Source organism: Sphingomonas epibiotica, from assembly GCF_039615155.1.
Taxonomy (GTDB): domain Bacteria; phylum Pseudomonadota; class Alphaproteobacteria; order Sphingomonadales; family Sphingomonadaceae; genus Sphingomonas.
On record NZ_JBDGHY010000002.1, the window covers coordinates 57,992 to 84,990 of the forward strand.

Here is a 26,999-nt window from a genome sequence, read left to right on the forward strand (position 1 = left end):
AATCGCGACGCGGCCGCGATGGCTTGCCAGCTACCTTGCGTCTGCTTCGCACCGGAAGCCGTCCTCCGCCGCCGAGCACACGATGATGGCTTCGGCGCAACATGAACAACTATTGCTACACCATCCCCGGTAGCAGCAACGAAGCCTATTGCACCTCGCAGACCCAGGCTCAGGTCCAGGCCGACAGCCGGACCCGGAGTTTCGCGCCACCCTATTCAGGGCGCATCAAGAAATATCGGGCACTTCTGCCCAATCTAGGCCTGGCGTGGCAGATGACGCTGACGCTCAGCCTGTTCACCAGCTACACCAAGGGGTTTTCCGCGCCGAGCACCGAAGTCTATGCGTATGACGACAAGGTCATTCGTCCGATCGGCGAAGAGGCGAAGCCGGAGCGGACCAACTCCTACGTTCTGGGTCTTCGCTACACCATGGGCATTGCGCAGGCGCAATTGGGCGGCTGGTTCATCCATTACGACAATCGCATCGTCAACGTGACCACCCCGGTCGAGGGCGGCGGGACGATCAGCGCCGCCCGTAACGTCGGCGCAGTCGACAGCAAGGGCATCGACGCTTCATTGTCAGTCAGCCCGGCTCGCTGGCTGTCGCTCTACGGCTTTACGTCCTATATGACCGCCACGCTGAAAGACGATGTGTTGAACGGCGCAACCGGCGCGGTGGCAATTGCGACTAGGGGCAAGTCGCTCGTCGATACACCCAACTGGCAATATGGCGGCCGGGCGCAGGTGAGCCTGCCCTTCGGCGTGATCGGTCTGTCGGCCAAGCATGTCGGCGATCGTTTCGTGACCGACGTCAACGACGTGAAGGTGGCGGGCTACACGCTGGTTGATCTGGACGCGCAGATCGGCATGCGCTGGATCGGGCTGGAGAAGACCTATGTTCAGTTCAACGTCGTGAACCTGTTCGATAAGGCCTATATTCGCAACCTCGGCAGCGCCACCAGCGACGGCGGCTTCTTCAACTTCGGCAATCCGCGTACGGTGACCGGAAGCGTGCATTTCCAGTTCTGACGTAACGGGCTGCGACGGCGGATGCGTCGTCGCAGCCAATCGCGGCATTGTCGGGCGTGGTGTACGAAAATGGCGGACATGCCGGGCTGCCTGTCATCAAATGATGGAGCGGGGCATGAAGCACAGGGCGATCCGGGGAATGGCGGCGATATCGGCGATCGGGTCTGCACCCGGGCCTTCCACGGCCGAACCGACCGCGTCGTCGACGCTGGAACTGATCGGCGCAACGGAAATTCCTTTCGGCACCCACTTTCAAGGGTACCCGATCGGCGGCCTGTCCGGACTCGACCGGCTTCCAGATGGCGATTTTATCGCCATTTTCGACGACAAGGGCGACGGGCGGCCGCCCCGCTTCTATCGGCTGGCGATCACGTTGAATCCCCCGCGGCATCGGGTGCGGGTCCGGATGAAGGGGCAGGTGATCCTGCGCGATGGGCAGGACGTGCCTTTCCCAATCGACCGCCCCGCGGTCGACCCTGAAGCTATTCGGCATGGGGCTGACGGCCATGGCTATTGGTCGTCGGAGGGGACGTGGAACGATGATCCCGCCCGGCGCGTCCAGCCCGCCATTTACGAAAGCGATGCAACGGGCCGCGTTCTGCGCAGCTTCTCGCTACCCGCCGCCTACCTCTATACCGACAACAAGACGCGCGGAGCAGTATCTAATGGCGTGCTGGAGGGGTTGGCGGCAGGACCGAATGGAACAGTGGACGCCATTAACGAGGTTCCCGCCTATGAGGACGGCGTGGCCGATGGGGGGGCGGGGTCGGGCAGGAGGGGTCCTAAACCAGAACCTTCTCCGGTGTCGGAACGGTGCCGAGCGGGGTGCTCGCGTCGATTTCCATCAACGGCTTCAGCAATCCGTCACGCAGGTCGTAGACCCAGCCGTGTAGTTCGAGCGGCTGGCCCGCGGCGAAGGCGCGCTGGACAATGTCGGTGCGGGCCAGCGCGACCAGCTGGTCGCGGACGTTGAGTTCGACCAGCCGATTGGCGCGCTGCTCGGCGGGGAGGGCGTCGAGTTCGTCGCGGTGGCTATCGATCACGTCGCGGGCGATCGCCAGCCAGTCGTGGACATGCCCCTGCACGCCGCCTTCCAACGCCGCCTGGATGCCGCCGCAGCCATAATGGCCGCACACGATGATGTGCCCGACCTTCAGCACCTCGACCGCGAACTGGACCACCGACATCAGATTCTGGTCGCCGGGATCGATCAGGTTGGCAATGTTGCGATGCATGAACATGCCACCCGGCTCGGTATTGGTGAGCTGGTCGGGGGCGACGCGGCTGTCCGAACAGCCGATCCACAGGAATTCGGGCTGCTGTCCGGCGATCTGCCGCGCGAAATAGTCGGGATTTTCCTCGAGCCGCTCGGCGGCCCATGCCTTGTTGGCAAGGAGCAGATGCTTGTATTCCCTCATGCGTAGGCGACCTCCTTGCGCGGCGCCTTGATCTGGGGCGCGGTCTTTTCGCCGATATCGCCGCGCACCAGCACGTTGATCCCGCGATACTGCGCATTCTTGATGAAGCCGTTGATGATGTCGATATTGTCGAGATCGACATAGTTGGTCGCCGACAGGTCGATCACCACCGTGCAATTGTCCGGCACCTTCTCCAGTTCCCTGGTCAGTTCGACCTTGTGGATGAAGTACAGGTTGCGCTTGGCGCGAACCATGCAGCTGGCGCCGGGGCCTTCGCCGTCCTGCACGAACGTCACCGCCGGGCGGAAATTGCGCGCGATCACAAATATGAAGCCGACGACCAGCCCGATCACGATACCCTTCAGAAGGTCGGTGAACAGGATGGCGAGGATCGTGACGACGAACGGCACGAACTGGGTCATGCCTTGTTTCCAGCGTTTGGTAAAAAGTTCTGGCTTGGTCAATTTATAGCCCGTCTGGATCAGCACCGCGGCGAGGGCCGATAGCGGGATCATGTTGAGCAGCATCGGCACCAGCAGGACGCTGAGCAGCAGCCACGTACCGTGCAGGATCGTCGACATTTTCGACGCGGCGTTCGCGTCCACATTCGCCGAGGACCGCACGATGACCGAGGTCACCGGCAGGCCGCCGATCAGCCCCGAGATGATGTTGCCGCTGCCCTGTGCCAGCAATTCGTGGTTCTTGTCGGTCACGCGGCGCTTGGGATCGAGTTCGTCGACCGCCTTCACCGACAGCAGCGATTCGAGGCTGGCGACGATCGCCAGCGTCACCGCCACCGTCCACACCGTCGCGTTGCCGATCTGCCCGAAATCGGGAAGGCTGAACAGCTTCACGAACCCGCCCAGACCATCGGCGATCGGCACGCTGACCAGATGGGTCGGCTTCACCTGAATGGCGGGAGCGACGACGCCCAGCAGCGCGTTGATCGCGACCGAGCCGACGACGACGACCAGCGGGCCGGGAACGAAGCGCAGCGGGCCGTCCTTGGGCTTGTTCTTGTCCCACCAGAACAGGAAGGCGATGCTGATCGCGGCGATGATCGTGGCGCCCCACACCACCTGTTCGCGCAGCACGAAGAGGATGGTGTTGAAGGTGTTGAGACCATCGCCTTGATTGAACTGGAAATCGCCCGCCGGATCGCCGTCATAGCCGATCGCGTGCGGCACCTGCTTAAGGATCAGGATCAGGCCGATCGCCGCCAGCATGCCGGTAATGACCGACGACGGCACGAATTCGCCGAGCACGCCCGAGCGCGAGAAGGACAGCAGGATCTGCATGCAGCCGGCAAGGAACACGGCGAGCAGGAATGCCTCGAAGCTCGGCAGCTTGGTGATCGCGTCGAGCACGATCACGGTCAGGCCGGCGGCGGGGCCGCTGACCGACAGCGGCGACTTGCTGAGCGAACCGACGACGATGCCGCCGACGATCCCGGCGATCAGCCCGGAAAAGAGCGGCGCGCCCGATGCCAGCGCGACGCCGAGACAGAGCGGCAGCGCGACGAGCGCGACGACGATCGAAGACGGCACGTCCTGGCGCAGATTGGCGAGTAGGGAGGGTTGCGACATGGCTGCAATGGCCTTGTTCTGAAACGAGGTGCGCCGAGCGTGCTTGGGGGAAGCACGCCCGGCGCGGTGCCCGGGATCGACGGAACGGGGGAGGGAAGGTTCGCCCCGCCGATCTTGCGGGAACGGCTATTCGGCGGCTTCTGCCGTCACGAAATCTGCGGCCAGGCGCTTGGCGGCGGGCAATGCCACCGGCAGCGGGCGATCCGGCTTGATCGGCACGAAGCGGCCAGTCGTGCCGTCGAGCGCGAGGATCGAGCCGGCATGGATGTCGACGAACCAGCCATGCAGCGTCAGATCGCCCTTGGCGATCCGCGACGCGACGGCCGGATGGGTGCGCAGGTGCGAAATCTGGACCACGACGTTTTCGAGGCTGGCGGCGCGGACCGCGGCGGCATCGTCGAGGTCGGGATAGCTGTGCTGGATCACCGAATGGGCGGCATGGCTGTGGCGCAGCCACGCGGCGACGCTGGGCAGTCCTTCGAGCGTCTCCGGCTTCATCAGTGCGCCCATCGCGCCGCAGCCCGAATGGCCCGACACGATGATGTCGGTCACGCCGAGGACCGCGACCGCATATTCGACGGTCGAGGTCGTCCCGCCATTCTGCTGCGTGAACGGCGGGACGATGTTGCCGGCGTTACGGATCACGAACACGTCGCCCGGCTTCGCCTGCAGGATATGTTCGGGGACGACGCGCGAGTCCGAACAGGAGATCATCAGCACCTTCGGGCTTTGACCATCGGTAGCGAGCTTCGAATAGAGGTCGGCATCGCTGCCGAACACGTCCTTTTCGAACCCGAAAACCCGGCCGATCACGTCGTTCACGCAGCGTCTCCCTCAAAACCTGTCGGCCAGTGCAACCCTGCCGCTTGGTGCAATGCTATAGCCGGCGGAATCTTGCTACGTTCGCCTGCGATGTAACGAATTATTGCTGGACCACGAATGGCGCGGGCAGGATGATTGCGGCGCACAGCCCGCCGCTCGCCCGGTTGCGCAGTTCCAGCCGACCCCCTTCGCCCTCCACCGCGCGCTGCACGATCGACAGGCCGAGGCCGAAACCGACCGTGTCCCGCTTGCGCGCGGTGTCGAGCCGGACAAAGGGTTCGAGCACGTCGCCCATCGATTCATCGGGAATGCCGGGGCCGTCATCCTCGACCCGGATCACGGTCGCGCCATCCTCCACGGCCAGCGTCAGGGTGACGCTGCCGCCATAATGGATCGCGTTTTCAACGAGGTTGATGACCGCACGGCGAAAGCCGGAACGACGCACCGCGCGTTCGAAATGGTCGGGGCCGATATAGGTCGCATCATGGCCATGGTCGGCGGCATCGTCGACGATACTAGCGCACAATACCGCCAGATCGACCAGCACGGCGCGTTCGGGTTCGCTCTCGCCGCCCAGAAAGGCGAGCAGCGAGGTGACCATCGCCTCCATTTCGGCGAGGTCGTTCTGCACCGTCTCGCGCACGTCGCGGTCGTAAATGGCGTCGGTGCGCAGCCGCAGCCGGGCAAGCGGCGTGCGCAGGTCGTGGCCGACCGCCGCCAGCGCGCGGGTACGCTCGTCGATCAGCCGGTGAATGCGCGCCTGCAAGCCGTTGAAGGCGACGACGAGGCGGCGGACCTCGCTCGGCCCCGCTTCCTCGACGATCGGCAGCGACGATCCGCCGCCGGGACCGAAGCGGTCGACCGCGTCGGCCAGTTGCCGCATCGGCCGCAGCGTGCGGCGGATCAGCAGCCCGCCGACCACCATCAGCGCGATCGCCGGGATCAGCGCGAGGAGGATGCGGCCGATGGCGAGGTCGAAAGCGCGCAGCGGTTCGAGCGTGCGGAAATAGAGCCAGCTGCCATCGTCGAGCCGCAGCGCGCCGCTGACCACCGATCGCCGCCCCTGTCCGATCAGCGTCAGATGCAGGCCGGTGGGGGCGAGGCTCGGCTCCCATGCCAGCACCTGCTGTTCCATCTCGCGCAGTTCGGTGCCGCTGGCGGGCAGTTCGGGCGCGGTCGCGCGCCACTGGACCGCATAGCGTTCGGTGGTTAGTTCCGCCGCCATGCCCGCCCGCTGGGTCACCGGGCGTTCCTCGACGATCCGCCGCGCGATCACCAAATGTTCGGCCAGCCGGCGGGCTTCGTCGTCACGCACCGAAAACTGGCTGGCGCGTTCGTAGAGCAGCACCGATACGCCGAATTCGATGACGATCGTCAGCAGCAGGATCGCGACGATACGCCCGATCAGGCCGAAGGGAAGGGCGGGGAGCCGCTTCGCCTCCACCGGGTCAGCGCCGCTCGACCGGCACGTTCAGCATATAGCCGACGCCGCGCACGGTAACGATCGGCGGGGTGCCGCCGGCGGTCGACAGCTTGCGGCGCAAACGGCTGATGAGCACGTCGATGCTGCGGTCGGACGAATCGCCCAGCCGGGTGCGCGACAATTCGATCAGCCGTTCGCGGGCGATCACCCGCTGCGCATGGTCGAGCAGCACGACCAGCAGGTCGAATTCGGCACCGGTCAGGTCGACCGCCGCGCCGGTGGGTGAGGTCAGTTCGCGGCGCGGCAGGTTGGCGGTCCAGCCTTCGAAGCTGTAGATGCCTTCCTCGCGTTGCGCCGCCTGTGCGTTCAATTCGCCCCGGCGCAGTACGGCGCGGACGCGGGCGATCAACTCGCGCGTGCCGAATGGTTTGGGCAGATAGTCGTCGGCGCCGAGTTCGAGGCCGATGACGCGGTCGACCTCGCTGCCCTTGGCCGAGACGAAGATGATCGGCACGGCGCTGCTCTGCCGGATCTGGCGGCACAGGTCGATGCCGCTGGTGCCCGGCAGCATGATGTCGAGCAGGATCAGGTCGACCGGCCCCTGTTCCAGCGCCAGCCACATTTCGGGCGCAGCCGAGCAGGTGCGGACATAATAGCCGTTTTCCTGCAGCGCGCGGGCGGTCAGCGTGCGGAGCGCGGGATCGTCCTCGACGACGATGATGGATGGGGCGGTCATGCGGGGTGGCTCGGGTTGGTCATGGCGTATTCGGTCCCGGCGGCAATCGATGAATCCGTTCGTCCGGCGTATCGAAGGACCGTTTGTGGCGGGTGCTTCGATACGGGCCTTCGACTACACTCAGTCCCTACTCAGCACGAACGGCATTTGAGAATACAGACTTAGGGGAAGGCTGCGACGCCGGTCAATTCGTCTCGCGGCCAATGGGATACAGCAGGTACCGTTCGTCATAATAAGGCGTGCGGGCATAGAACCATTGCAATCGCGCAGTGGCGTCCTTCGCGAAATCGGGATCGGCGGCGAGCTTCGCGTCGAATTCCGCCTTCAGCTTCGGGTCGCTTGCCAGCATCTTGTCGGCGAGCGGGGCGATGGCATAGCCTTCGATATATTCGGTGCGGGCCAGCATCGCCGGTGCCATGTTCCATGCCAGCACCCCGTCCTCGCTTTCGGGTTCGAGCAGGAAGGCGGCGAGCAGGCCGAGCGGCTGATCGGCGGGAACGCGGACCGAGCCGGGCGGCAAGGTCTCGCGACGGCGTTCGTGGACGATCTTTGCCTCGAGCGGGACATGGCCTTCGCTGGCCGGCTGCAGCTTCGGTTCGGTCGCGCGCGCCATGTCGAGGTCGAGCGTGCGGGGGGCGTCGATCGGCTCGACCTTGATCCCGTGCAGCTTCAGCAGGTCGATGACGTGCGGCAGGGTGGCGGGTACCCACCATGCTCTTGGCAAGGTGACGGTCTTGTCGGGCAGGCTGCCGAACACCGGCATCTTGAACGTTACCGGCTTGGACAGCCAGCGCAGTTCGTCACGACCCGAGGCGGGCGAGCGATAGCTGTCGTGCGCCAGCCCCAGAAAATCGACGCTGTAGAGCGGGGTCGGGTTCGGCTTCCATGTCATGGTCGCGGTCGCCGGGCGGTCGGCGCGGTCGGCGTCGATCGCCGCGCGCAGTGCCTGTGCCTGTTCGGCGGCGATGCGCAGCGATTCCTCGACGAACACATAAGTGCCGAGCACACGCTGGCGATAGGGTTTGAGCGAATGGGTCTCGACCAGCACGGTCGGGATGTGCGCGATGTCGCCATAGCCGGTCGAGAAACGCGGCGTGTCGACGTCCTGGCTCATGCCCTTTTCCGGCGCGCGATTGTCGAGCGTGCTGACATAATAGCCGGGGGTGTGGCCGCCACGTTTCAGTGCGGCGTCCATGGCCGGGCGCAGCCGCGTGTCGAGAAACCGGCCGATGGCTGCCGAGCGGGCGTAATAGCCCCGCCAACCCGAGAAGGCGTAGGTAACGTCGTAGCGGTGGTCGATGCCGTCGGTCACGTGCAGGTCGAGATACAGTACCGGGTCGAGCCGGCGGATCAGGCCGATCATCGCCTGTGCCTCCGGCGCATCGGCCTTCAGATAATCGCGGTTGAGGTTCAGATTCTGCGCGGTGGTGCGCCAGCCCATATCCTTCGGCCCGCGCTGGTTCGGGCGGTTATACGGGCCGGAGCGTTCGTGGCCGTCGACATTGTAGATGGGGACGAACACCAGATCGACCTTGTCGAGCAGCCTGTCTTTGCCGCGCAACACGATGTCGCGCAGCAGCATCAGCCCTGCGTCCTTGCCCTCGATCTCACCGGCATGGATGCCGGCCTGTACCAGCACGACCGGCTTGCCATCTTCACCCTTATGGGCGCGGACCGCGTAGAGGTCGCGCCCTTGCGGACTTTTGCCGAAGGTTTCGATGGTCAGTAGCGGGGACGCAGCGACCAGCCGGTCGATCCACGCGCGGGTTGCGGCATAGTCGGGGGTGGTGACGAAATCGCTCGCTTCAGCCGGGGTGATCCACGGGTCGTTCGGTTTGGCGATCAGCTTCTCGCTGGCGCCGTGCCACGGGCGGACCGGCGGCAGCGGCGCTTCGAGCGGGGTTTGGGCGGTGGCGGCGGAGGCGGATAGGGCGGCGGCGAGGATCAGGAAACGCATTGCACGATCGTAGCGGATGCGGGCAGGGAAGCCAGTCCTTCTCCTTCCTACCAAAGGGAAGGATGGGCAATCCATTCCCCAGCCGGAACGATCTGTTGCGTAACAAGTTGTTGCTCGGCAATATCCCTGTATGGAGCCACGGCGATCGCCCCGGCCTATGAGTTCAAGCCGCACGAACGGCCGTTCCTGCCCGGTTCGCCCGCCACGCCCGAGCACCCGTTCGCGCGTCGGGTCGGCTATTTCGCGATCGGCATGCTGCTGGGCGTCACCGGCGGGTTCAACAACGGGCTGCTGATTGCCAACCTGCCACAGATTCAGGGATCGCTGGGGCTTACCCCGGTCGAGGGTGGGTGGCTGACCGCGATCTATTCGATGACCAGCGTGTGCATGTCGATGCTGCTCATCAAGTTTCGTCAGCAATTCGGGTTGCAGCGCTTCACGCGCATCTTCCTGCTGGCCTTTCTGGTTCTGAACGTGTTGCAGGTGTTCGTCCACAGCTATGGCGTGCAGTTGATCGTACGCGGGGCGGCGGGCGTGGCGGGCAGCGCGCTGACGACGTTGTGTTTCCTCTACATCATGCAGGCGCTGCCCGCCGCCGCGCGTCTGTCGGGGATGATCATCGGCTTCGGTGCGTCGCAGGTCGCGTTGCCGTTGGCGCGGACGCTGTCGCCGCTGCTGCTGGCCGATGGGCGGATCGAGGCGCTGTTCCTGTTCGAACTGGGGCTGACGCTGATGTGCCTCGGCTCGGTGGCATTGCTGCGGCTGCCGCCGTCGGAGCGGACGCCGGCGTTCGAGCGGATCGACTTCCTGACCTTCGCACTGTTCGCGCCGGGCATCGCGCTGTTGTGCGCGGTGCTGGTGCAGGGGCGCATCCAGTGGTGGTCGACGCCGTGGCTGGGATACGCCACCGCCGCCGCCATCCCGCTGATCGGCGGCGCGCTGCTGATCGAGCATAACCGCGCCAATCCGCTGCTCAACACGCGCTGGATGCTGGGGCGCAACATCGTCCGGTTTGCGATCGTCGCGGCCAGTCTGCGTATCCTGTTGTCCGAACAGACGTTCGGCGCGGTCGGGCTGCTGACCGTGGTCGGGATGGGCAATGATCAGCTGGTAACGCTCAGCCTCGTCATGACGCTGGCGTCGATCGCGGGGCTGGTCGTCTGCCTCAAGACGCTGAACATGCAGGATTTGTACAAGCCGGTGGTGATCGCGGTCGCTATGATCGGCATCGGGGCGTGGATGGATTCAGATTCGACCAATCTTACCCGCCCGTCGAGCCTGTATGTCAGCCAGGCGATCGTCGCCTTTGCCGCGCTCTATTTCCTTGGACCGATGGTGATGATCGGCATCTTCCGCGCGCTGGCGCGGGGGCCGAGCCATATCATCAGCTTCTCCGCGATCTTCAGCATTTCGCAGACGATGGGCGGCCTTGCCGGCACCGCGCTGCTGGGATCCTTCCAGATTGTGCGCGAGAAATATCACGCGTTCGAACTGACCCAGAGCCTGACGGTCACCGATCCGCTGGTCGTGCAGCGTATCCAGCAACTGGGCGGCGCCTATGCCCGCGTGCTCGGCGACGCGACGCTGCGGCAGGCGTCGGGCACGGGGCTGCTGGGGCAACAGGTGACGCGGGAGGCGAACATCCTCGCCTATAACGATGTCTTTCTCGCCGTCGCGATCCTGTCGGCGGCGATGGTGGTGTGGCTCGGCGCGCTGTGGCTGCGCTTCCGCATGAAGGGCGTGAACCCGCTCGCCGCCGATCTGGCCGCCGTGCAACGCATGCGACAGCAGCAAATGTCATGACCTATACGCAACTTACCGAAGACGAGAAACAGCGGCTGACCGACCCGGTCGAGGTGCCGCGTGAACCGGCGCGGGCGCGCGGCTGGGCACCGCCGCGCGGGTCGCTGAAAGCCACGATCGGCTTCGTCGCGCTGCTGCTCGGGGGCATCGCGCTGGCGCTATACGCATGGGGGCTGTGGCCGTTCGGCAGCGCGATCCAGGCGACCGACAATGCCTATGTGCGCGGGCAGACGACGATCATCGCGCCGCAGGTCAATGGCTATGTCACGCAAGTGCTGGTCCGCGATTTCCAGGACGTGAAGGCGGGACAGGTGCTCGCGCGGATCGACGATCGCATCTATCGCCAGCGCGTCGATCAGGCGCGGGCCGGGCTGGCGGCGCAACAGGCGAACCTCGCCAATTCGCAGCAGAGCGAACGCTCGAGCGAAGCGAGTCTTGGCGGGCAGGCGGCGGCAGTCGTCAATGCGCAGGCACAGCTGGTGCGCGCGCAGGCAGATATGGCGCGCGTCAACGATCTGGTGCGCGAAGGATCGGTGTCGCTGCGCGAACGCGACCAGACGCTGGCAGCGCTGCGCGCGGCGCAGGCCGGGGTGTTGCAGGCGCAGGCGCAGCGTAGCGTCGCGCAGGAACAGGTGCGGACGGTAACGGTCGGGCGCGGCGGGCTGAACGCGGCGGTCGAGAATGCACGCGCGGCGGTGCGACTTGCCGAGATCGATTTGGCCAACACGATCATCCGCGCGCCGCAGGATGGACGGCTGGGGGAGGTCGGAGTGCGGCTGGGGCAATATGTCACGGCGGGGACGCAGATGATGTTCCTCGTGCCGCCGACCGTCTGGGTCACCGCCAATTTCAAGGAGGCGCAGACCGCGCGCATGGCGCCGGGGCAGCCGGCGACGATCCGGGTCGATGCGCTCGACCGGGCCGAATTGCGCGGGCGGGTGGAGCGCATTGCGCCTGCCGCCGCCAACGAGTTCGCGGTGATCCGGGCGGATAATGCCACGGGAAACTTCGTGAAGGTGGCGCAGCGTATTCCCGTGCGCATCGCCATCGATGCGCGCGACCCGCTATTCCAGCGACTGCGGCCGGGCATGTCGGTCGAGGCGCGGGTCGATACCCGTAGCGGCGTGTCGCCGGCGGCGCGATGAGGGGGCGGATCGCCTTGGCGGCGCTGGCGATGCTGGCCGCCTGTGCCCCGCCCGAACGGCCGCGCCCGGAAGCGGCGGCGGTCGCGCCGCCCGCGACGTGGCGCACGGCGTTGCCCGGTGTTGCACCGATTACCGCCAATTGGTGGCAGGCGTTCGGCGATCCCGAACTGACCCGGCTGGTCGAGGCGGCGTTGAACAACAACCCCGACATCGCCATCACCGCCGCGCGCGTAGCCGAGGCGCGCGGGCAGGAGCGGGTGGCACGCGCGGCGCGCTTCCCGACGCTCGACGCCGGGGTGGGGCTAATCGAGCAGCGCGCGCTGAACGCGTTCGGGTCGGCGACGACCGGCACGTCGCTGCAACCCGTGTTCCAGTCGGCGTACGAGATCGATTTGTTCGGACGGGTCGGGCAGACGATCGCGGCGGCGCGGCTGACGGGCGATGCCGCCGCCGCCGCCGCCGACAGCGCCCGGCTGGCGGTCGCCGCCGCCACCGCCAGCGGCTATGTGACGCTGCGCGGCCTCGACGCACGGATCGAGACGGTGCGGGCGACGATCGCGTCGCGTGGTGAGGCGTTGCGCATCGCCCGTTCGCGCGCGGAGGCGGGCTATACTTCGCAACTCGAACTGCGACAGGCCGAGGCCGAATATGCCGGCGTGACGCAGACCCTGCCGCAGCTAGAATTGCTGGCGCGGCGGCAGGAAAATGCGTTGGCGTTGCTGACCGGCACTCCGCCGCGGGCGATCGACCGCGGACGGGCATTGGACGCGCTGATGCCGCCACCGATCCCGGCGGGGCTGCCGTCCGACTTGTTGCGGCGACGCCCCGATATCGCCCAGGCCGAGGCGACACTGGCGGCGAGCGACGCGTCGCTCGCGGGGGCACGCGCGCAGTTTCTGCCGTCGCTGCGGCTGACCGGATCGACCGGGGAAGTGCTGTCGAGCGCGCTGCCCAATCCGGTCGGCATCTGGTCGATCGGGGCGAGCGTGCTGGCGCCACTGTTCCGTGGCGGGCAGTTGCGTGGGAATTACGATGCAGCCACCGCGCGAAGGGATCAGGCGGCGTTCGCCTATCAACGCAGCGTGCTGACCGCGTTTCGTGAGGTCGAGGATGCACTGGCGGCGGTCGACCGGCTGGCGGTACAGCGGCGCGCGCTGGAGGCGCAGCGCACCGCGACTGCCGAGGCGCTGCGCCATGCAACCAACCGCTACCGGGCCGGCTACAGCCCCTATCTGGAGCAACTCGATGCGCAGCGCGCATTGTTCAGCGCCGAATTGTCGCTCGAAGAGGTGCGCGCCGATCAGTTGACTGTGCTGGTCGCGCTGTATCAGGCGATGGGCGGCGGCTGGGGGACCGGCGCATGATCCGGGTTGCGACGATGGAGGACGTGCCGGCGCTGCACGCACTGGTCGAGTCGGCGTTTCGCGGCGAGTCGGCGCGGGCCGGGTGGACGCATGAGGCGGACCTGCTCGACGGGCAGCGCACCGACCGTGCGGCACTGGCTGAAGTGATGATCGACCCCGATCGCGCGATCCTGATGACCGACGATACGACCGGATGCGTCCAGGTATCGCACATCGCGCCGGACCAGGCCGCGCTCGGCCTGTTGGCGGTACGGCCGGACGTGCAGGCCGGCGGGCTGGGCCGGCGGCTGGTACTGGCGGCGGAGGATCATGCGGTCCGCGTCCATGGCGCCCGGACGATGGAGATGACGGTCATCGACATGCGTGTCGAACTGATCGCGTGGTATGTCCGGCAGGGCTATGTCGCGACTGGCGAGACCCGGCCGTTTCCGATGGACGATCCGCGCTTCGGCCTGCCGCGCCAGCCCCTGTCGTTCGTGGTGCTGGAACGCAGCTTGCCGCGATGACCCCCCAAACGACAAGCCCCGCCCGGGGGACCGGACGGGGCCTGCAACGGCAGCGCAAGGGAGTGCGCAACTTCGATTTAACCTGCTGCAACAAATCCGCAATGGTTCTTTTGGAGACCTGGGTACGCCGGACTGTCCAACAATTGGTCAACCCAGCGCTCGACCAGGGTCATCAGCCGCGAATAGGCGGTCGCGTCGTCGAAATCTGGGTCCGCAATCCGACGATGCATGATTCCCGCGCCGACCGTCAGGATCATTTCGGCAAGTTCGGCGCGCGACTCGGCCTGATCGGGACGGGGAGCAAGGCCGGTCAGCGACAGAATCAGCGCCTGCTTGACCCGACGGTTGATGTCGTGCGCGATCGCTTTGATCCGGTCGTTGCGCGCGGCCTCCGCGATGATTTCGGGCATCAACTGTCGCGACTCGATATCTCTGCCGCACTGCAAGAACATCCGCAGCCATGCGCGGATCGCATCGACATCGCCGGCCTTCACCGCTTGCGCAATTTCGGCCTCGTGCAGGAAGGTGGCGAGGTCACCCTCCACGATCGCGGCGACGATCGCCTCTTTATCGGCGAAATCGCGATAAATTTGTCCGACCTTGATACCCGAAACCGCCGCAATCTGCGCGACTCCGGTGCCGTGGAAACCATGTTCGGCGAACAATGTCCGCGCCACCGCAACCAGCTTTTCGCGCCGGGCCAACGCCTTGCTCGCCCGGCATGCCACTCCGCACTGCAACAAATTCACGTCCGATTCACCTGTAACCTCTTGCCACTTTCCGCCGGTCGGCGTAGGCGCCGCCAATGTGTGAGTGATCGATCACTCACGTTTAGCACATCCGTCGAGGACGTTCATGAAACATCGCATGGCCCCATTGGCACTGGCGCTCCTCCTTTCGGCCTGTGGCGGCGGCGGCGGCGAACAGCAACCGCAGCCGGGCGCGCCGCAGGGGCCGCCGCAGGTCGGGTTCGTGACCGTTCAGGCGCAGCCGGTGACGCTGACCACCCAGTTGCCCGGCCGCACCGCGCCCTATGAAACGTCGGATGTGCGACCGCAGGTCAACGGGCTGATCCTTGCCCGGCTGTTCCAGGAGGGCGATTACGTCCGGCAGGGCCAGCCGCTCTATCGCATCGACCCGTCGCCCTATCAGGCGGCGGTGGCGAGTGCGCGCGCTGCATTGTCGCGGGCACAGGCGTCGATCGCATCGACCCGCAACCTTGCCCGCCGCTATGGCGAACTGGTCAAGATCAACGCGATCGCGCGCCAGGAATATGAGAATGCGGTAACTGGCGCGCAGCAGGCCGAGGCGGACATCGCCGCGCAGCAGGCCGCGCTGCGGCAGGCGCAGATCGACCTGTCGCGCACGACGATCAAAGCACCGATCTCGGGCCGGATCGGACGGTCGGTCTATACCACCGGCGCGCTGGTGTCGGCGGCGCAGACCGAGGCGTTGACCACCATCCAGCGGCTCGACCCGATCTACGTCGATATCCAGCAGTCGAGCGCCGACCTCCTTAAGCTGCGCCAGCAGATCCTCGACGGCAACCTGTCGCGCGGCTCCGGCGCGGCGCGGGTCCGGCTGAAGCTGGAGGATGGCAGCACCTATCCGATCGAGGGGACGCTGAAGTTCACCGACGTGACCGTGGACCCGGCGACGGGAACGCAGGCGATCCGGGCGGTCTTCGCGAATCCGCGCGGGCTGTTGCTGCCGGGCATGTATGTCCGCGCCGAACTGGTCGAAGGGACCAAGGCGAACGGCATGCTGGTCCCGCAACGCGCGGTGACCCGCGATCCGAAGGGCAGCGCGACGGTGCTGGTCATCGGGGCCGACGGCAAGCTGGCGCCCCGCCCGCTGACGACCGACCGGACGATCGGCGATGCGTGGCTGGTGACCGGCGGCCTCCGGCCCGGCGACAAGGTCGTCGTCGAAGGCGCGCAGATGTTGCAGTCCGGCACCCCGGTGAAGGGTTACCAATGGAATCCGCAGACCGCCGGAGCGGCACCGCAGGGCGCCGCCCCCGGTGCCGCCGGCGGTCCGCAGGCACAGGCGAAGTAACCGCTGATGTCCCGCTATTTCATCGACCGGCCCATCTTCGCATGGGTCATCGCCGTCGTCATGATGCTGGCCGGCGCGATCGCGATCCGCAGCCTGCCGATCGCGCAGTTCCCCGAAATCGCGCCGCCTGCGGTCGCGATCACCGCCACCTATCCGGGGGCGGACGCGGAGACGCTGGAGCGCACGACGACCCAGATCATCGAACAGCAGCTGCGCGGCATCGACAATCTGCGCTATTTCTCGTCCTCCTCCTCCTCGGCGGGGACGGTGACGATCACGCTGACGTTCGAGCAGGGCACCGATCCCGACATCGCGCAGGTGCAGGTCCAGAACAAGCTGCAGGCGGCGACCCCGCTGTTGCCGCAGGAGGTCCAGCGGCAAGGGATTCAGGTCACCAAGTCCGCTGCCAGCTTCCTCGTCGTCGTCGGTCTGGTCTCGACCGACGGGTCGCACAGCAACAACGACCTGTCCGACATGGTCGTGTCGCAGTTTCAGGACCCGATCAGCCGCGTATCCGGCGTCGGCGAATTGCAAGTGTTCGGCGCGCAATATGCCATGCGCATCTGGGTCGATCCGCTGAAGCTCAACAGCTATCAGCTGACCATCGGCGACGTGACGGCGGCGGTCCAGGCGCAGAACGCACAGGTTTCCGCCGGACAGATCGGCGCACAGCCGGCGCCCAAGGAGCAGATGCTGAACGCCACGGTCAGCGTCCAGTCGCGCCTGCAAACGCCCGAGCAATTCGCCAATATCCGGTTGAAGACCAATGCCGACGGTGCGGTCGTCCGGCTGGGCGACGTCGCCCGGGTCGAGATCGGCGCCGAGAATTACGGCTTCGACGTGCAGTATAACGGCCGTCCGGCATCGGGCTTCGGCGTTCGGCTGGCGGCGGGTGCGAACGCGCTCGACACGGTCGAACTGGTCAAGGCGCGCGCGCAGGAAATCGGTCGCGGCCTGCCGGGCGACGTCAAAGTCATCTATCCGTACGACACGACGCCGTTCGTCCGCCTGTCGGTCGAACAGGTCATCCACACGCTGATCGAGGCGGTGGTGCTCGTCTTCCTTGTCATGTTCCTGTTCCTTCAGAACTGGCGGGCGACGATCATCCCGACCATCGCCGTCCCGGTGGTGCTGCTCGGCACCTTTGCCGTGATGGCGGTCGCGGGCTTCACCATCAACACGCTGACGCTGTTCGGCATGGTGCTGGCGATCGGCCTGCTGGTCGACGACGCGATCGTCGTGGTCGAGAACGTCGAACGCCTAATCCAGACCGAAGGGCTGAGCCCGAAGGAAGCCGCGCGCAAGTCGATGGACGAAATCACCGGCGCGCTGGTCGGTATCGGCCTGGTCCTGTCGGCGGTGTTCCTGCCGATGGCGTTCTTCGGCGGGTCGACCGGCGTCATCTATCGCCAGTTCTCGATCACGATCGTGTCGGCGATGGTGTTGTCGGTCGCGGTCGCGCTGATCCTGACGCCCGCATTGTGCGCCACGATCCTGAAACCGCATGATCCGCACAAGCATGAGCAGGGCAATGGCCTGCTCGCGCGCTTCTTCCGCTGGTTCAACGACCGGTTCGAACGCGGCCAGAACAAGTACGAAGGCGGCGTCCGACGCACCACGCGCAACTGGAAACGGTCGATGCTGGTCTATCTGCTGATCGTCGGCGGCATGGTGTTCGTGTTCACGCGTCTGCCCTCGGGCTTCCTGCCCGACGAGGATCAGGGGACGGTGCTGGCGCTGGTACAGGGTCCGGCGGGAGCGACCAGCGGTCGTACCGAAAAGGGCCTGAACCTGGTGCGCGACCATTTCCTGAAGCAGGAATCGGCCAATGTGGCCGGGGTCTTCACGATCAACGGGTTCAGCTTTGCGGGACAGGGGCAGAATGCCGGTCTGGTGTTCGTCAACCTGAAGCCGTGGGACGAACGCAGCGGTGCCGAAAACAAGGCGCAGTCGATCGTCGGTCGGGCGATGGGCGCGTTCGCGGGCTATAAGGACGGGCTGATCTTCGCGCTGGTGCCGCCAGCCGTGCAGGAACTGGGCAATGCGACCGGATTCGACGTGCAACTCGTCGATACCGGCGGCATCGGCCATGACCGGCTGCTCCAGGCACGCAACATGATGCTCGGCATGGCCGCGCAGGATGGGCGTGTCGCACAGGTGCGTCCGCTCAGCCTCGACGATGCGCCGCAGCTGAAGATCAATATCGACGAAGATAAGGCGCGCGCGCTGGGCCTAGACTTAGCCGACGTCAATTCGACGATCTCGACCGCATGGGGCGGCGGCTATATCAACGACTTCATCGACCGGGGGCGCGTGAAGCGCGTCTATATCCAGGCCGATACCCCCTATCGACTGAGCCCCGAAGATGTCGGCGACCTGTATGTGCGCAATGCCACCGGACAGATGGTGCCGTTCACCGCCTTCTCGACGCTCGAATGGGCAAATGCGCCGGTTCAGCTGACCCGATATAACGGGCAGTCGGCGATGCAGCTGCAAGGTTCGCCGGGGGCGGGGCTGAGCACCGGTGCGGCGATGACGGCGATGGAGGAAATCCATGCCAAGCTGCCGCCGGGCACCGCGCTCGAATGGACCGGCCTGTCGTTCGAGGAACGGTTGTCGGGCGGGCAGGCGCCGGCGCTGTACGGGCTGTCGCTGCTGATCGTGTTCCTGTGTCTCGCCGCACTGTATGAAAGCTGGTCGGTGCCGATCTCGGTCCTGCTCGTTGTGCCGCTCGGGATTCTCGGCGCGCTGCTGGCGGCATGGCTGACTGGTCTCAACAACGACATCTATCTGCAGGTCGGCCTGATCACCACGATCGGCGTGTCGGCGAAGAATGCGATCCTGATCGTGGAATTCGCCGAGGAGCGGATGGGGGACGGGATGAACGCGGTCGATGCTGCGGTGGAGGCTGCCCGGCTCCGTCTCCGCCCGATCCTGATGACGTCGCTCGCCTTCGTCTTCGGCGTGTTGCCGCTGGCATTGTCGACCGGTGCGGGTGCCGGCGGGCAGAATGCGATCGGCCGCGCAGTGGTCGGCGGCATGTTGTCGGCGACGATCCTCGCTATCTTCTTCGTGCCGATGTTCTTCGTCGTCGTACTGCGCCTGTTCGGCCATGGCGGCAGCGACAAGAACACCCCGTCCGCCAACCGGGACATCGAACCCGATGGCGGCAACCGGTCCTCCGACGGCGGCGAAGCTGCGCCGCAGGGGGCATGACCATGAGCAACCCGATGACGCTGCGTAGCCTGATCCTCCTCGCCGCCACGACGGCGCTGACGGGGTGCAACCTCGCCCCCAACAATATCCGGCCGGAGGGGGCGATCCCGCTGACGCTGCCGCAGGGTGGCGCCTATCCGCCGCTGGGCGCCGAACAGGCCGACGTGACTGCGATCGCCTATCGCGATTTCTTTACCGATCCGCGGTTGCAGGCGGTCATCGCGACAGCCCTGGAGAATAATCGCGATTACCGGGTGACGGCGGCCAATGTGCTGGTCGCTCGCGCGCAATATCGCGTGACCCGCGCCAGTCAGGTGCCGACCACCGCCGCCAATGGTGGCGTCACCTACACCAACAATCCGTTCGGTGCGCTGGGCGGGGCGGGGGGTGCCGGTGGACAGGCCGGCGGCGCGGGCGGGGTGCCGGCACAGACCGGCAATCTCGAAATCTATCAGGCGTCGGTCGGTTTCTCCGCCTTCGAACTCGACCTGTTCGGCCGCGTCCGCAACCTCAGCCAGGCGGCGCTTCAGGAATATTTCGCGACCGAGGAAGCACAGCGCGCCGCGCGCATCGCGCTGGTCGGCGAAGTAGCGACGGCGTGGCTGACCATGGCCGCCGATCAGGACCAGTTGCGCCTGTCGCGCGAGACGCTGGCGAGTTTCGGCCGCACGCTGGAGCTGACCCGGGCGCAGTTCCTCGTCGGTGTCATCTCCGAGCTAGAGGTGCAGCAGGCGGAAACCAGCTATCAGCAGGCGCGCAACGACATCGCCGCGCTGACCGCGCAGATCGCGCAGGATCAGAATGCGATCAACCTGCTGGCCGGCACGACGGTGCCGATCGAGCAATTGCCGTCCGAGTTGGGCGAGCGTGACGCGGTGCTGACCAACCTGCCGACCGGCGTGTCTTCCGCCGTTCTGTTGCGCCGGCCGGACGTGCTGCAGGCCGAACGCCGACTCTATGCCGCCAATGCCAATATCGGCGCGGCGCGGGCGGCATTGTTCCCGACCATCTCGCTCACCGCGACGCTGGGCACGATCAGCACGGCGCTGGGCGGCCTGTTCGGCGCGGGGACGCAGAACTTCTCGATCGCGCCCGCCGCCACCCTGCCGCTATTCGATGGGGGCCAGCGGCGCGGCAATGTCGAGGTCGCCCGCGCGCAGCAGCTTGCGGCGGTCGCGACCTATGAAGGCACGCTCCAGACCGCGTTCCGCGAGGTCGCCGATGCGCTGGCGACGCGCGGCACGATCGATGAGCAACTGGCCGCGCAGACGGCACGGGCGCAGTCGGCGGCGACCGCCGAGCGACTGTCCGACGCGCGGTATCGCGCCGGGGTGGATTCGTTCCTCAACACGTTGGATGCGCAGCGAACCAGCTATGCCGCGCGGCAGACGCTGGTCCAGACGCGCCTCGCCCGCGCGACGAACCTGGTGACGCTGTACCGGACGCTGGGGGGCGGACTGAACTAGCGGCCCTTGCATCGCATCGCGATCGGCATATGCTCTCCCTTATAACATATAGGAGAGGAACGATGAATCCGATCGAGCCGGGCGACGCAGCGGGCGAGAAGAGCATGGTCATCCTGCAAAGCCTGCTCTGCCTGTTGCGCGAAAAGAACCTGTTGTCGCGCGCCGATATCGAGGAACTGGCCGCTAAAGTTGCCAGCCGCGCCGCGGAGCATGAACGCGACCCGCTGCCCTGCCAGTCCGATGCGGTCGTTGCCGCCGCCAGCGAGATGAACCGGCTCGGCGCCTATATTGGCGGGCGCTATGGCGGGAAGCATCGTCGCATCTGACGCTGCGCCCGGCGGTGTAATCACCGCGTCAGATTTCGAAGCGACAGGCATCTCTCGCGGCCGCCATGCGTTTCACGCGGGTTCGGTTGCACCGGGCGAGTTAGAATGGGCGGCAAACGCCCCATGAGAGGTTGTCGTGTCTTTGATCGGACCGGACGAAATGTCCTATTTTGTACGCCGTGCGGAACAGCAGTTGGAACTGGCCCAGCAGGCCGACCATGAACAGGTCGTCCACGCCCATTACGAACTGGCGAACCTGTATCTCGACAAGGCCTATGCCGATGGCGTGACGGGGCCGGAGGTAGGTGCGGAAGCTGCTTGAAGTTGTACAAGCCGAGCGCCAGCGTTTGAATCCCGGCTTGCTTGAAGCGACGCGCTCGCCAGCTATTCGACGTCGCGCCGGACTTTATCGAAGCTTTTGCGAAAGCCGTTCGATCATCTGAAAACTTCCGGACCCCGGCGTAGGCCGAGGTCCGGTTGGCAGGGCTTGTTCGTACTTGCCGATGCCTCCCCGACCCGGTCCCGGCCTTAGTCGGAGCATGAGCGCGGCTTTTGCAGAGGTCCCGTTCAGACCCGGAACGACGTAGCTCTATACCAAGCGCTTACTGCTCCGCTTCGTTGGCCGGCGCCGCTTCTTCGGGCGCTTCCTCCGCCGCCTTCGCCTCGCCACGTGTCGAGCGCGACGTCATGCCGGTCGCAGAGGCGTCGTCCAACACCTGCTGGTCGGGTTCGATCGGGGGGGGTGGAGGAAGTTCCTCCGCCGGGGCGACCGCGCTTAGATTTTCCGTCACCGGCGGCGCGGCTTCGTAATTCTCCTCGGGCAGGGGCGTAGGCGGCGGTGCCTCCTCGTCGAATGCGCTATTTTCGATCGGGGCATCCTCCGGCTCGGAACCTGAGCATCCCGCCACGCCGGTCGCCAGCAACAGACCGCTGCCTGCCAGCAGCATCGCGCGCCATCCGCTCTTCATCTTCATCCCCTTATCGTGCCGCCAACTGGCTGGCCTCGGCGCGAGCGGCGATCTTGTTCGCCAGCACGCCGTCCCATTTATACGGATCCTCGCGGAAGCTCATCGTGCCGTTGGGCGTCGCGAACGCCGTCCAATAGAGCAGATAGACCTTCACCGGATCGGCGACCTTGGCCCGCACGGTCTTGCCCGAGGCGAGCGTCGCGTCGATCTGTTCCGCCGGCCATTCGGGGGTCGTCCGCAACAGCAGGCGCGCCAGATCCTCGGGCTTTTCGAGGCGAACGCAACCATGGCTGGCCAGCCGGTCGAAATTGGCGAAGCCCGACTGGGCCGGCGTGTCGTGCAGATAGACCGCGAACGGATTGTCGAAATCGAACTTGAACCGGCCGAGCGCGCTGCGCTCCGATGCCTGTTGCAGGCGCCGTCCGCCGCCCTCGGTCTCGATCACGCGGAAGCCGTTGCGCTTGAGATAGCCGGGATTGGCGCGTTCCTTCGGCCACAATTCCTTCTCGGCGATCGACGACGGCACATTCCATGGCGGATTGAGCACGATCGAATGGATCGTCGAGGTCAGCATCGGCGTCTCGTCACCCGGACGCCCGGTCACCGCCTTCATCGACGTCACCGGCTGGTCGCCGTCGAACACGGTCAGCACCGCCGCGGCGATATTCACCTGAATGCGGTTCTTTTCCAGTTCGGTCGGCAGCCAGCGCCACCGTTCCATATTCGCCTTGATCTGCTTGATCCGCTCGCCGACGGGCACGTTGAGCGAGGCGATGGTCTGCGCGCCGACCTGTCCGGCGGGGTTCAGGCCGTAGCGCCGCTGCGCGCGGCGGACCGCGTCGAGCAACGCCGTGTCGAACGTATCGCCGCTCGCCGACAATTCGGGATCCTCAAGCGCCAGCCGCTTGCGCAGCGCCGCGACCTGCGGCCCGCGACCGCCCGGGCGCAGTTCGGACCCGGCGGCGACGGTCGGCCAGCCACCATTCGCGGCAATCTTGCGATAGCGTGCCAGACCGGTGACCAGCGTATCATATCCGGCATAGGGCGGCGGCAGCGACGCGACCCATGCCGCCAGCCGGTCCTTCGCCACGGCGTCGCGGAACGACGGCAGCGGATCATAGGATTGCGGGCGCATCGCCCAATCCTTCTGGAAATCGGCGGTGTCGAGCCGTCCGGCGCGTACCGCATGGGCATGGTCGAGCGCGGCCTGCACCAGCGCCGGTCCGGTCAGCGCGCCCAGCAACGGCTCGCGGTCCTTCAGCCCCTGCGCGACCGCGTCGCGGGCCAGCAGGCGGGCGAGTTCGCTCTCCTGCGCGGCGGTCAGCGCCGGCAGCGGCAGGGGGGCGGGGATCGGCTGCACCATCGGCGTGGTCGACGGCATGGTCGGTACGACCGGCGGCGGCAGCACCTGCGCCGAAGCGGCGTTCGCGAGGGTCAGGCCCGCGCCGGCGAACAGGGCACACCGCAGCGTGCGGACGAAACAGAGACGGTGTTCGGTAATCGCTTTCATCCCAGACTCTTTTGGTACGACAGGCGTCCTATACGGATTCCAACCTGCCGCACGATGAACCGTTCCCCTTTGTCGCTCTGTTACCACAAGGCGCGACCGGTTTCGAACCCCTAAGCGATCAGGAAAGGTGCCGCTTGTCGAGTTTGCGGGCGAGGGTGCGCCGATGCATGCCCAGCCGCCGCGCGGCTTCGGAGATGTTGAAGCCGGTATCGGCCAGCGTCTGGTGGATATGCTCCCATTCCAGCGTTTTGATCGAGGTCGGCGCAGCGGTCAGGTCGGCCTGCGGATTGCCCTCGACCTTGGCGAAGGCGGCTTCGATTTCGTCGGTATTCGCGGGCTTGGTCAGATAGTTGGTGGCGCCGAGCTTGATCGCCTCGACCGCCGTCGCGATGCTGGCGAACCCGGTCAACACGACGATCCGCATCGCCGGATCGATCGCCGACAGCGCCGATACGCAGGCAAGGCCCGATGCGCCGCCCAGCCGCAGGTCGACCACCGCATATTCGGGTTCGAACCGCCGTGCGACATCGTCGAGCCGATCGGGGCCGGTAATAACCTCCACCGCATAGCCGCGCCGTTCGAACGAACGGCACAAGGTGCGGGCAAAGGTCGCATCATCCTCGACGATCAGCAGGCGACGGTCGGTCATTTGGTCTTCTCCAGCGCCAGCGACTCGATCGGCAGGAGCAGCGTCGTTTCCGCGCCGCCGCTGTCGCGGTTCACCGCCTCGATCGTTCCACCCAGCGGCCGCAGGACATTGGTCGCGAGATAGAGGCCGAGCCCGGCACCCTGCCGGTCCTTGCTGGTATTATAGGGTTTGCCAAGGCTGGAGAGAATGCGGTCGGCGAAACCATTGCCGTCGTCGCGCACCGTCAGCCGCAGCATCCCTCCGTCGCGCAGCGCGATCAGCGCGATGTCGCGTCCGCCCGCCTCCACCGCATTGTCGAGCAGGTTGGTCAGCGCCTGGGCCAGCGCGCGGTCGGCGACGATCGGCACGTCGGGTCCGAGGCGATCTTCGAACGCGGCTCGAGCGGGGTCGCTGCCGCGCCAACGGTCGAGCGTATCGGTCAGGAAGGTGCGCAGCGTGGTGCGGGTCGGCGCCTCGCCCTTCACCTCCCCGGCGGCGAACAGGATGCCCGACACGATCTCCTTGCACCGCGCGACTTCGGCCCGCATGTCGTCGACCTCGGCGGCGAAGCGCGGGTCGCGACGGACGGCAGGCTCGTTTTTCCAGTCACCGAGCAGCACCGAGATCGACGAGAGCGGCGTGCCGAGTTCGTGTGCGGCACCGCTGGCGAGCAGACCCATGCGGACGATATGTTCCTCCTCGACCGCGCGCTGATGCAGTTGCGCCACCTTGGTATCGCGGTCGCGTAGATTGGCGGCGATGCGCGTCACGAAGGCGACCAGCAGCGTCGCGGCGAGCACGAAATTGATCCAGTTGCCGAGTAGGAACGCGTCGGACAGGCTGCTGGCATAGAATTGCGGCAGTTGCAGCGGGCGATGGAATGGCCCCAATAAAGCGAAGGCGGCACTCGTGATCGCGACCAGCGCCCAGCTCGACCAGACTTTCAGCAGAATCGCGCCGATCACCACCTGCAACAGATAGAGCGACACGAACGGGTTGCGTGCTCCGCCCGATAGATAGAGTTGTGCGGTCAGCGCCGCCACGTCGAGGACCAGCGCGGCGAACAGCGGCAGGTTGGTGTCGCTCCATCGCGACCGGCGGGCCAGGGTGACGAGGTTGAGCAGCACCAGTGCCGCCAGCACGCTGGCCATCGGTACCAATGGCAGGCGGATGCCGAGCAGTCCATCGACGACGAGGATTGTCGCCAGCTGACCACCGACCGCCAGCCAGCGCAGCTGGACCAGCAACAGCATGTTGCGGCCGACCCCCTCCGCCGGAGGCGCATAGGGGGGCGGGGAGGTGGCAGGCTGCATCGGGCGCATGCTACGCCCGTTTGTTCGGCCGCGCGACAAACCATGTCATGCCGGCCAACAGCGCGGCGAGGCCGAACCAGGTGAGCGCGTAGACCAGGTGGTTGTTGCGGAAGCTGACCACCGTCAGCCCGCCGCGCGGCCATGCCTTGCCGGGCATCGCGGCAGCGTCGATGAAATAGGGGGCGACATCGGACAGGCTACGCTTGACGGCGATCGCAGCGACGTCACGCGAATACCAGCGGTCTTCGGTCGGGTCGTTGCTGCGCAGGAACCCGCCGCCCGGCTCGGACAGACGCAACAGCCCGCGAACGGTGACGGTGCCGGAGGGTGGCGGCACCTTGCCGCGTTGTTCGGGGGGCACGAAGCCGCGATTGACGAGGACGGTGAAGCGTCCGGTATCGAGCGGGGTCAGGACCCAGAAACCACCGCCGAGCGCCGTCGCGGCCTGGGTATAGCTGTCGGCGTCGGGGCGGTACTGGCCGGTGACCGCCACCGGCCGGTAGGCGTCGTTGGTCGTGATCGCGCGCCATGCCGATGGCGGCGGGGCGGGGACAGGGCGGGAGCGCAGCATCGTTTCGGTTCGCTGGATCAGGTCCAGCTTCCACGTCCGACGCTGCAACTGCCAAACCCCCAGCGCGAGGAGGCCGGCGATGACGCATCCGATCAGCGTTCCGATCAGGATGCGTTTCAAGGCCCCCGGCCGGGTCACATCGTGCTCATTTCCCCGGACATCTGCGGCATCATGTTCAGGTTCATATGGTACATGACCCATAGCGACCCCGACAGCACGATGACCACGAGGATGGCGGTGAAGATCAGCGCCATCAGCGTCCAGCCATTCTCCGACTTCGTATTCATGTGGAGGAAGTAGATCATATGCACGACGATCTGCACGATCGCGCAGACCATGACGATGCCGGCGGTGATCCGGCTATCGGCAAAGGCATTGGTCATGACGAGCGCGAAGGGGATCGCGGTCAGCACCACCGACAGCAGGAAGCCGATGACATATTCGCGGCGCGAGCCGTGCGCGGGCGCATCGCCATGGCCGCCATGGCCGTGCGCATGCGCGTCGTGATGTGCGTGGCCGGCCATTACAGCACTCCCAGCAGATAGACGAAGGTGAAGACGCCGATCCAGACGACGTCGAGGAAGTGCCAGAACAGCGACAGGCACATCAGGCGGCGCATGTTCGCAGCACCCAGACCGAACTTGGCGACCTGCACCATCAGCGTCACCAGCCAGACGATGCCGAAGGTGACGTGCAGACCGTGCGTGCCGACCAACGTGAAGAAGCTGGACAGAAACGCGCTACGCTGCGGTCCGGCGCCTTCGTGGATCAGATGGCTGAACTCGTAGAGTTCGATGCCGAGGAAGCACAGGCCGAATACGCCGGTGATGGCAAGCCAGCGCAGCGTCGCGCCCTTCTTGCCCTCTTCGGCGGCGATCATCGCGAAGCCGTAGGTGATCGACGAGAAGAGCAGCATCGCGGTGTTGAGCGCGACGAGCGGCAGGTCGAACAGCTCCTTGGCGTCCGGGCCACCCGCGGTGCTGCCGGAATAGACGCCATAGGAGGCGAAGAGCATGGCGAAGATGAGACAGTCGCTCATCAGATAGAGCCAGAAGCCGAGCATCGTGCTCGACCCGGCTTCATGCTCATGCTCCTCCGCCAGGTGGAAGGCGCGCTCGGACGCGCCTGCGGGGACTTGAACCGACGAACCCATAA

25 protein-coding genes and 1 pseudogene are annotated in these 26,999 nt (G+C 66.1%); 11 read left to right on the forward strand and 15 right to left on the reverse strand.

What is annotated here, in order from left to right; genetic code table 11:
• The first annotated feature begins 101 nt into the window (after window positions 1-101).
• On the forward strand, window positions 102-1,028 hold the full coding sequence (locus AAIO73_RS03820; protein WP_345876418.1) for a TonB-dependent receptor domain-containing protein: 927 nt from the start codon (window positions 102-104) through the stop codon (window positions 1,026-1,028).
• Between the two features lie 96 nt (window positions 1,029-1,124).
• Here the strand turns inward: AAIO73_RS03820 and AAIO73_RS03825 are convergent, their stop codons facing one another.
• A complete protein-coding gene (locus AAIO73_RS03825; protein ID WP_345876911.1) occupies window positions 1,125-1,274 on the reverse strand; it encodes a hypothetical protein in 150 nt (49 codons plus the stop codon).
• Between the two features lie 28 nt (window positions 1,275-1,302).
• On the opposite strand from AAIO73_RS03825, the pseudogene AAIO73_RS03830 reads away from it, so the two are divergent.
• Window positions 1,303-1,770: pseudogene (locus tag AAIO73_RS03830) on the forward strand (esterase-like activity of phytase family protein); the annotation flags it as partial.
• Between the two features lie 40 nt (window positions 1,771-1,810).
• Here AAIO73_RS03830 and AAIO73_RS03835 read toward each other — a convergent pair.
• From AAIO73_RS03835 to AAIO73_RS03860, 6 genes are all read right to left on the reverse strand, one after another.
• Window positions 1,811-2,446: a carbonic anhydrase gene (locus AAIO73_RS03835; protein ID WP_345876421.1), complete on the reverse strand. Its 636-nt coding sequence runs from the start codon at window positions 2,444-2,446 to the stop codon at window positions 1,811-1,813.
• Window positions 2,443-4,032: a SulP family inorganic anion transporter gene (locus AAIO73_RS03840; protein ID WP_345876422.1), complete on the reverse strand. Its 1,590-nt coding sequence runs from the start codon at window positions 4,030-4,032 to the stop codon at window positions 2,443-2,445. The genes AAIO73_RS03835 and AAIO73_RS03840 overlap by 4 nt, the downstream gene beginning before the upstream one ends.
• Before the next feature lie 126 nt (window positions 4,033-4,158).
• Window positions 4,159-4,854, reverse strand: a complete 696-nt coding sequence (locus tag AAIO73_RS03845) for a carbonic anhydrase (protein ID WP_242115957.1) — start codon at window positions 4,852-4,854, stop codon at window positions 4,159-4,161.
• Window positions 4,855-4,954: 100 nt separating this feature from the next.
• A complete protein-coding gene (locus AAIO73_RS03850) occupies window positions 4,955-6,298 on the reverse strand; it encodes an ATP-binding protein (protein WP_345876425.1) in 1,344 nt (447 codons plus the stop codon).
• A gap of 4 nt (window positions 6,299-6,302) precedes the next feature.
• Entirely contained in the window at window positions 6,303-7,013 is a 711-nt protein-coding gene (locus tag AAIO73_RS03855) for a response regulator (RefSeq protein ID WP_345876427.1), read from the reverse strand.
• Window positions 7,014-7,197: 184 nt separating this feature from the next.
• Window positions 7,198-8,970 carry a M14 family metallopeptidase gene (locus AAIO73_RS03860; protein WP_345876430.1) on the reverse strand — a complete coding sequence of 591 codons (1,773 nt, stop codon included), beginning with the start codon at window positions 8,968-8,970 and terminating at the stop codon, window positions 7,198-7,200.
• A 252-nt stretch (window positions 8,971-9,222) separates the two neighbouring features.
• Here AAIO73_RS03860 and AAIO73_RS03865 point away from each other — a divergent pair, with 252 nt between their 5' ends.
• The 4 genes from AAIO73_RS03865 to AAIO73_RS03880 are packed head-to-tail and all read left to right on the forward strand — an operon-like array spanning window position 9,223 to window position 13,788.
• Window positions 9,223-10,773, forward strand: a complete 1,551-nt coding sequence (locus tag AAIO73_RS03865; RefSeq protein WP_345876432.1) for an MFS transporter — start codon at window positions 9,223-9,225, stop codon at window positions 10,771-10,773.
• The gene (locus AAIO73_RS03870) at window positions 10,770-11,918 is read left to right on the forward strand and encodes an HlyD family secretion protein (protein ID WP_345876433.1); all 1,149 of its coding nucleotides are present in this window, start codon (window positions 10,770-10,772) and stop codon (window positions 11,916-11,918) included. The genes AAIO73_RS03865 and AAIO73_RS03870 overlap by 4 nt, the downstream gene beginning before the upstream one ends.
• Complete coding sequence (locus tag AAIO73_RS03875) at window positions 11,915-13,282, forward strand: efflux transporter outer membrane subunit (protein WP_345876434.1); 1,368 nt, start codon at window positions 11,915-11,917, stop codon at window positions 13,280-13,282. Before AAIO73_RS03870 ends, AAIO73_RS03875 begins: the two co-directional genes overlap by 4 nt.
• A complete protein-coding gene (locus AAIO73_RS03880) occupies window positions 13,279-13,788 on the forward strand; it encodes a GNAT family N-acetyltransferase (RefSeq protein WP_345876435.1) in 510 nt (169 codons plus the stop codon). The genes AAIO73_RS03875 and AAIO73_RS03880 overlap by 4 nt, the downstream gene beginning before the upstream one ends.
• 77 nt (window positions 13,789-13,865) lie before the next feature.
• Here the strand turns inward: AAIO73_RS03880 and AAIO73_RS03885 are convergent, their stop codons facing one another.
• Complete coding sequence (locus tag AAIO73_RS03885) at window positions 13,866-14,537, reverse strand: TetR/AcrR family transcriptional regulator (protein ID WP_345876436.1); 672 nt, start codon at window positions 14,535-14,537, stop codon at window positions 13,866-13,868.
• A 106-nt stretch (window positions 14,538-14,643) separates the two neighbouring features.
• Between AAIO73_RS03885 and AAIO73_RS03890 the strand changes: the two genes are divergently transcribed.
• The 5 genes from AAIO73_RS03890 (at window position 14,644) to AAIO73_RS03910 (ending at window position 21,176) form a co-directional block, all read left to right on the forward strand.
• Window positions 14,644-15,846, forward strand: coding sequence for an efflux RND transporter periplasmic adaptor subunit (locus tag AAIO73_RS03890; RefSeq protein WP_345876437.1), 1,203 nt, complete (start codon window positions 14,644-14,646; stop codon window positions 15,844-15,846).
• A 6-nt stretch (window positions 15,847-15,852) separates the two neighbouring features.
• Window positions 15,853-19,062, forward strand: coding sequence for an efflux RND transporter permease subunit (locus AAIO73_RS03895; RefSeq protein ID WP_345876438.1), 3,210 nt, complete (start codon window positions 15,853-15,855; stop codon window positions 19,060-19,062).
• 2 nt (window positions 19,063-19,064) lie between these two features.
• Entirely contained in the window at window positions 19,065-20,528 is a 1,464-nt protein-coding gene (locus AAIO73_RS03900) for an efflux transporter outer membrane subunit (RefSeq protein WP_345876440.1), read from the forward strand.
• Window positions 20,529-20,590: 62 nt separating this feature from the next.
• On the forward strand, window positions 20,591-20,854 hold the full coding sequence (locus tag AAIO73_RS03905; RefSeq protein WP_242115969.1) for a hypothetical protein: 264 nt from the start codon (window positions 20,591-20,593) through the stop codon (window positions 20,852-20,854).
• Between the two features lie 160 nt (window positions 20,855-21,014).
• Window positions 21,015-21,176, forward strand: a complete 162-nt coding sequence (locus tag AAIO73_RS03910) for a hypothetical protein (RefSeq protein WP_242115970.1) — start codon at window positions 21,015-21,017, stop codon at window positions 21,174-21,176.
• Window positions 21,177-21,456: 280 nt separating this feature from the next.
• Here the strand turns inward: AAIO73_RS03910 and AAIO73_RS03915 are convergent, their stop codons facing one another.
• The 7 genes from AAIO73_RS03915 to cyoC all read right to left on the reverse strand — a co-directional run bounded on the left by AAIO73_RS03915 (window position 21,457) and on the right by cyoC (window position 26,997).
• Window positions 21,457-21,822 carry a hypothetical protein gene (locus AAIO73_RS03915; protein WP_345876443.1) on the reverse strand — a complete coding sequence of 122 codons (366 nt, stop codon included), beginning with the start codon at window positions 21,820-21,822 and terminating at the stop codon, window positions 21,457-21,459.
• A gap of 10 nt (window positions 21,823-21,832) precedes the next feature.
• The gene (locus tag AAIO73_RS03920; protein ID WP_345876445.1) at window positions 21,833-23,332 is read right to left on the reverse strand and encodes a L,D-transpeptidase family protein; all 1,500 of its coding nucleotides are present in this window, start codon (window positions 23,330-23,332) and stop codon (window positions 21,833-21,835) included.
• A gap of 118 nt (window positions 23,333-23,450) precedes the next feature.
• A complete protein-coding gene (locus tag AAIO73_RS03925) occupies window positions 23,451-23,981 on the reverse strand; it encodes a response regulator transcription factor (protein ID WP_345876446.1) in 531 nt (176 codons plus the stop codon).
• Window positions 23,978-25,273 (reverse strand): ATP-binding protein, encoded by a 1,296-nt coding sequence (locus tag AAIO73_RS03930; protein WP_345876448.1) that lies wholly within the window; start codon window positions 25,271-25,273, stop codon window positions 23,978-23,980. Before AAIO73_RS03930 ends, AAIO73_RS03925 begins: the two co-directional genes overlap by 4 nt.
• Window positions 25,274-25,283: 10 nt before the next feature.
• Window positions 25,284-25,982, reverse strand: a complete 699-nt coding sequence (locus AAIO73_RS03935) for an SURF1 family protein (protein WP_345876449.1) — start codon at window positions 25,980-25,982, stop codon at window positions 25,284-25,286.
• Window positions 25,979-26,368, reverse strand: coding sequence for a cytochrome o ubiquinol oxidase subunit IV (gene cyoD / locus AAIO73_RS03940; protein ID WP_345876450.1), 390 nt, complete (start codon window positions 26,366-26,368; stop codon window positions 25,979-25,981). The genes AAIO73_RS03935 and cyoD overlap by 4 nt, the downstream gene beginning before the upstream one ends.
• Window positions 26,368-26,997 carry a cytochrome o ubiquinol oxidase subunit III gene (gene cyoC / locus AAIO73_RS03945; RefSeq protein WP_345876452.1) on the reverse strand — a complete coding sequence of 210 codons (630 nt, stop codon included), beginning with the start codon at window positions 26,995-26,997 and terminating at the stop codon, window positions 26,368-26,370. Before cyoC ends, cyoD begins: the two co-directional genes overlap by 1 nt.
• Window positions 26,998-26,999 lie beyond the last annotated feature (2 nt).

Bases quoted from the DNA above. Each gene is read 5' to 3' on its own strand.
- AAIO73_RS03875 (WP_345876434.1), top strand. From the start codon at position 11,915: ATGAGGGGGCGGATCGCCTTGGCGGCGCTGGCGATGCTGGCCGCCTGT.
- AAIO73_RS03860 (WP_345876430.1), bottom strand. From the start codon at position 8,970: ATGCGTTTCCTGATCCTCGCCGCCGCCCTATCCGCCTCCGCCGCCACC.
- AAIO73_RS03925 (WP_345876446.1), bottom strand. From the start codon at position 23,981: ATGACCGACCGTCGCCTGCTGATCGTCGAGGATGATGCGACCTTTGCC.
- AAIO73_RS03835 (WP_345876421.1), bottom strand. From the start codon at position 2,446: ATGAGGGAATACAAGCATCTGCTCCTTGCCAACAAGGCATGGGCCGCC.
- AAIO73_RS03890 (WP_345876437.1), top strand. From the start codon at position 14,644: ATGAAACATCGCATGGCCCCATTGGCACTGGCGCTCCTCCTTTCGGCC.
- cyoD (WP_345876450.1), bottom strand. From the start codon at position 26,368: ATGGCCGGCCACGCACATCACGACGCGCATGCGCACGGCCATGGCGGC.
- AAIO73_RS03870 (WP_345876433.1), top strand. From the start codon at position 10,770: ATGACCTATACGCAACTTACCGAAGACGAGAAACAGCGGCTGACCGAC.
- AAIO73_RS03865 (WP_345876432.1), top strand. From the start codon at position 9,223: ATGCTGCTGGGCGTCACCGGCGGGTTCAACAACGGGCTGCTGATTGCC.
- AAIO73_RS03895 (WP_345876438.1), top strand. From the start codon at position 15,853: ATGTCCCGCTATTTCATCGACCGGCCCATCTTCGCATGGGTCATCGCC.
- AAIO73_RS03880 (WP_345876435.1), top strand. From the start codon at position 13,279: ATGATCCGGGTTGCGACGATGGAGGACGTGCCGGCGCTGCACGCACTG.
- AAIO73_RS03820 (WP_345876418.1), top strand. From the start codon at position 102: ATGAACAACTATTGCTACACCATCCCCGGTAGCAGCAACGAAGCCTAT.
- AAIO73_RS03915 (WP_345876443.1), bottom strand. From the start codon at position 21,822: ATGAAGAGCGGATGGCGCGCGATGCTGCTGGCAGGCAGCGGTCTGTTG.
- AAIO73_RS03905 (WP_242115969.1), top strand. From the start codon at position 20,591: ATGAATCCGATCGAGCCGGGCGACGCAGCGGGCGAGAAGAGCATGGTC.
- AAIO73_RS03920 (WP_345876445.1), bottom strand. From the start codon at position 23,332: ATGAAAGCGATTACCGAACACCGTCTCTGTTTCGTCCGCACGCTGCGG.
- AAIO73_RS03910 (WP_242115970.1), top strand. From the start codon at position 21,015: ATGTCCTATTTTGTACGCCGTGCGGAACAGCAGTTGGAACTGGCCCAG.
- AAIO73_RS03855 (WP_345876427.1), bottom strand. From the start codon at position 7,013: ATGACCGCCCCATCCATCATCGTCGTCGAGGACGATCCCGCGCTCCGC.
- AAIO73_RS03930 (WP_345876448.1), bottom strand. From the start codon at position 25,273: ATGCAGCCTGCCACCTCCCCGCCCCCCTATGCGCCTCCGGCGGAGGGG.
- AAIO73_RS03840 (WP_345876422.1), bottom strand. From the start codon at position 4,032: ATGTCGCAACCCTCCCTACTCGCCAATCTGCGCCAGGACGTGCCGTCT.
- AAIO73_RS03900 (WP_345876440.1), top strand. From the start codon at position 19,065: ATGAGCAACCCGATGACGCTGCGTAGCCTGATCCTCCTCGCCGCCACG.
- cyoC (WP_345876452.1), bottom strand. From the start codon at position 26,997: ATGGGTTCGTCGGTTCAAGTCCCCGCAGGCGCGTCCGAGCGCGCCTTC.